Below are 3,053 nucleotides of genomic sequence, written 5' to 3'. Positions count from 1 at the left end.
CGGGTCGACGGAGGCCATCGACTTCAACAGGATCGCGGCGTCGCGCACGTCGCGCGCGATCGGGCCGGCCTGGTCCAGCGACGAGGCGAAGGCGACAATGCCCCAGCGCGAGCAGCGGCCATAGGTCGGCTTGATGCCGACCGTGCCGGTGAAAGCCGCCGGCTGACGGATCGAGCCTCCGGTGTCGGTGGCGGTGGCGCCGGCGCAGAGGAAAGCGGAAACGGCCGAGGCCGATCCGCCGGACGAGCCGCCCGGCACGAGCTGGGCATTGTCCAGCGTGCGCTGGGTTTTCGCGCCGCCGGCCGAGACGAAGCCGCCGTCGCCCTGGTGCGTGGTCGGCATCACCACCGTGTCGAGGCGCGAGCGCCGCCACGGGTTGATGACCGGGCCGTAGTAGGAGGTCTCGTTGGAAGAGCCCATGGCGAACTCGTCCATGTTGAGCTTGCCCAGCATGACGGCGCCGTCGGCCCACAGATTGGCGGTGACGGTTGATTCGTAGCGAGGCTCGAAACCGTCCAGCACGTGGCTGCAGGCCTGGGTGTGGACGCCCTTGGTGCCGAACAGGTCCTTGATGCCGAGCGGAATGCCTTCCAGCGCGCCGCCCTCGCCCTTGGCGAGCTTGGCGTCGGAGGCCTTGGCCATGTCGCGGGCCTTGTCGCCGGTGACCGTGACATAGGCATTGAGCACCGGATTGGCGCGCTCGATCGCCTGCAGATAGGCCTCGGTGATCTCGGCGGCGGTGATCTCCTTGCCGCGCAGCCTGGCGCGGGCTTCGGAAATCGTCAGATGTGTCAGTTCGCTCATCAGGCAAGGCTCTTTTCGTAAAACACCGACCATTCGGAGTCGGGATAGTCCAGCACCGGGCCGCACCGCGAGAATCCGGCGCGTTCATAGACAGTCCAGGCGGCGGGGTGGCGGTCGCCGGTTTCCAGCACCAGGCGCGTCATCCCCTCGCTGCGTGCCAGCGCCTCGACCCGCTCGACAATGCTCGCGCCGATCTTCTGGCCACGATGCGAGGGCCTGGTGTACATGCGCTTGACCTCGCCGATGCCGCTGTCGTGGCGCTTCAGCGCGCCGCAGCCAACGGCGAGACCATTGTCGCGCGCGATGAAGACCGTCGTGTCCTTGCCGGCCATCTCCTCCACGGTCATGTGGTAGCAGTGCTCCGGCGGCGTCAGTTCGAGCAGCGTCACGTTGAGTTCCTCGACAAGGATGCGCACATCGTCCTGCAAGGCGGTCTCGACGGCGATCTCGATTGCCATCGGGCCTTTACTCCACCACCTTCGGGACGAGGAAGAAGTTCTCTTCGGTGGCCGGCGCGTTGGCGACGATGTCGGCGGGCTTATTGCCGTCGGTCACGATATCCAGGCGCTTCTTCATCTCCATCGGCGTCACCGAGGTCATCGGCTCGACGCCGGAAACGTCGACTTCGTTCAATTGCTCGACGAAGCCGAGGATGGCGTTCAGTTCGCCGGTCATGCGCTGGACGTCCTCCTCGCTCACCGCAATGCGGGCAAGGTGCGCGACGCGCTTCACTGTCTGAAGATCAACGGACATTTTTGTTGCCTCGGGAAAACCAGCGCTATAGCGGCGACGCGCGCGCCGCGCAACCTGCATCGCCGCGCGGATGGCTGAGATTTGGGCTTAAGGCAGCGCCACGCCTTCGCAGTGGAAGTAGCTGCCGCCATTCCCGGCCTGCTCGCTCTCGTCATCGACCGGCCGAACCGAGACAAGGTCGATCTGCTTCGGGCTCATTTGGGTGACCGACAGGACGTCGGGAAAGACCAAACCCGGCTCCTGGCAGATGGCGGTGACCGCCCAGCTCGGCGAGCGCGATGCCTTGGTGACCTGAAGGAACTCGCAATTGAATTCGATGCCCTCGAGTCCGCGGGCCGACAGGACGATGTTGCCTGCCTCGATCAAGTCCTGCAGCTTGCCCTTCTTGGCCTGCGCGCACAGTTCCTCCGATTGCAGGTAGACGCCGTCGATGAAGCCCTCGGCCGCCGGCGCGGGGGACGCGGCAACCAGCATCGAAACACAAAGTGTCTGCCTCAAAGCCATGATTTCATTCCATTTCCCCAATGAATAGTCCCGGCTCAGCGCGTCTCCGCGCCTATAACGTGATGGTTTGGCCAATCGCCGGCAAGGCCACATCGACGCCGGAGCCCTCCATGCCGGCGACGAACTTGTCGGCGGTCTGGTCGATGATCGGGAAGGTGCCGAAATGGCAGGGAACGACCGTGTCGAAGTTGAAGAAGCGCTGGCAGGCGAGCGCCGCCACCGCGCCGCCCATGGTGAAGCGGTCGCCGATCGGCACAAGGCCGATCTTCGGCTCATGCAGTTCGTTGATCAGCGCCATGTCTGAGAAGATGTCGGTGTCGCCCATATGGTAGAGCGTCTTGTCCTGCGGGAAATGCAGCACGAGGCCGCCGGGATTGCCGAGATAGGTGTTGGCGCCGCCCTCGCCGCCGAAGGACGAGGAGTGCAACGCTTGGACGAAGGTGGTGGTGAAGGCGCCGCAATCGACGGTGCCGCCGATATTGCCGGGATTGATCTTGCTGCCGCTGGCGCCCTGGCCGACCAGATACATGCAGATCTCGTAATTGGCGACCAGGACGGCGCCGCTCTTCTTCAGAATCTCCAGCGCGCCGCTGACGTGATCGTTGTGGCCATGGGTCAAGAGCACGTGCGTCACCCCTTCCGCCGGCCCTTCCCAGCCGCCCGTCCAGGACGGATTGCCGATCAGATAGGGGTCGATCAGGATATTGGCCCCTGCCGTCTCGACGCGGAACGCCGAATGTCCGTACCAGGTCAGTTTCATCAATGCCTTCCTCGATTTTTGCTGCGCCAGAGGATAGAACGCCTCCGGCAGAATTAAAGTGCCATCACATGCGGTGCGTCAAAAAGGGTGCGCCGCGCTTGAGGTCAGAGGAAAGCAGTTGGGCATCATATCGATCGAGGACTTGCCGGCACGTCTCCAAGGCGGCAGGACCTTGGCCGGGCTCGACCTCGGCGACAAGACGATCGGTGTGGCGGTCTCCGACCGGGGCCTC

The 3,053-nt window shown here is 64.4% G+C and carries 5 protein-coding genes and 1 pseudogene; 1 reads left to right on the top strand and 5 read right to left on the bottom strand.

Features of this window, described 5'->3' with window-relative positions:
- The 5 genes from EOA33_RS30135 to EOA33_RS30115 form a co-directional block, all read right to left on the bottom strand.
- Positions 1 to 804: amidase (locus EOA33_RS30135; protein ID WP_245482473.1), on the bottom strand; the 804-nt coding region annotated here is incomplete at its 3' end.
- Entirely contained in the window at positions 804 to 1,262 is a 459-nt protein-coding gene (locus EOA33_RS30130; RefSeq protein WP_126054682.1) for a GNAT family N-acetyltransferase, read from the bottom strand. The genes EOA33_RS30135 and EOA33_RS30130, both read right to left, overlap by 1 nt.
- A 7-nt stretch (positions 1,263 to 1,269) precedes the next feature.
- Positions 1,270 to 1,557: an Asp-tRNA(Asn)/Glu-tRNA(Gln) amidotransferase subunit GatC gene (gene gatC / locus EOA33_RS30125; RefSeq protein ID WP_127407302.1), complete on the bottom strand. Its 288-nt coding sequence runs from the start codon at positions 1,555 to 1,557 to the stop codon at positions 1,270 to 1,272.
- An 87-nt stretch (positions 1,558 to 1,644) separates the two neighbouring features.
- Positions 1,645 to 2,061, bottom strand: coding sequence for a hypothetical protein (locus tag EOA33_RS30120; protein ID WP_126054684.1), 417 nt, complete (start codon positions 2,059 to 2,061; stop codon positions 1,645 to 1,647).
- 52 nt (positions 2,062 to 2,113) lie between these two features.
- Complete coding sequence (locus EOA33_RS30115; RefSeq protein ID WP_126054685.1) at positions 2,114 to 2,821, bottom strand: metal-dependent hydrolase; 708 nt, start codon at positions 2,819 to 2,821, stop codon at positions 2,114 to 2,116.
- Positions 2,822 to 2,939: 118 nt separating this feature from the next.
- On the opposite strand from EOA33_RS30115, the pseudogene EOA33_RS40945 reads away from it, so the two are divergent.
- Positions 2,940 to 3,053, top strand: a pseudogene (locus EOA33_RS40945) (Holliday junction resolvase RuvX); the annotation flags it as partial.

The sequence above is a fragment of the Mesorhizobium sp. M4A.F.Ca.ET.050.02.1.1 genome (genome assembly GCF_003997725.1).
GTDB lineage: Bacteria > Pseudomonadota > Alphaproteobacteria > Rhizobiales > Rhizobiaceae > Mesorhizobium.
Note: the sequence above shows the minus strand (reverse complement) of the source record. Positions and strands in the feature narration are given on the sequence as shown.